The sequence below is a fragment of the Moraxella bovis genome (assembly GCF_002014975.1).
Classification (GTDB): Bacteria; Pseudomonadota; Gammaproteobacteria; order Pseudomonadales; family Moraxellaceae; genus Moraxella; species Moraxella bovis.
Genome location: NZ_MUXV01000104.1, coordinates 1 through 626, shown reverse-complemented (window position 1 = coordinate 626; position 626 = coordinate 1). Strand labels below are relative to the sequence as shown.

Genomic DNA, 626 nt, shown 5'->3' with positions numbered 1-626 from the left:
GGCAAAGCCTGTTTGTGATTTTATTGATTGGGTAAAGCAAGAGCCGCCAGAGATTGAAAAGCCTGAGGTTGGCGAAATTAAAGAAGATGATATAGACTGGAGACAATACGCAGAAAGAAAATGGCTTAACTTGGGTAATGCACAATGTCCGCAGGATGTCCGCATACCTGTACAATGGATGAATGTCAAACAAGACCTTGTTATCAGCTATGTGCCTTTTTGTAGATTTGCAACTATGATTAAGTCTGCTGTTATTTTAGGTGCTTATATCAGTGCATTAATGATTATATCTGTTGGCAGACAAAGAGAATAAGGATTTAAAAAAATGTTTGGTTTATTAGCTAGATTATTTCAAGGTCTATTTACTGGACTTGGTGCTACCGTCTTAACCAGTCTTGGCATTGGTTTTATGTCTGGTTCTATCGCCCTTATCGTGCTTAATTACTATATTGGCAAGATTGTATCACAAGTGGGGTTTTTGGGTGATATGGCTGCTATCTTAAAGCTCGGTGGATTTGATACCGCTATTAGTATTGTCATTGGTGCGACTGTTGTCCGTGCTTCTTTGGCAGCCTCTAAATTATTACTTGGCAGGATGAAAAAATAAAAAAAACAAAAAAAATTTA

Annotated in this window: 2 protein-coding genes; both read left to right on the top strand. The window is 37.5% G+C overall.

Annotated features, from left to right (window positions below; all coding sequences use genetic code 11):
• Positions 1–313, top strand: a 313-nt coding sequence (locus tag B0182_RS14495) for a virulence factor TspB C-terminal domain-related protein (RefSeq protein WP_280522609.1), incomplete at its 5' end; no start/stop codon positions are given.
• A gap of 12 nt (positions 314–325) precedes the next feature.
• Positions 326–607, top strand: a complete 282-nt coding sequence (locus B0182_RS13720; RefSeq protein WP_078275441.1) for a DUF2523 family protein — start codon at positions 326–328, stop codon at positions 605–607.
• The last annotated feature ends 19 nt before the right edge of the window (positions 608–626 follow it).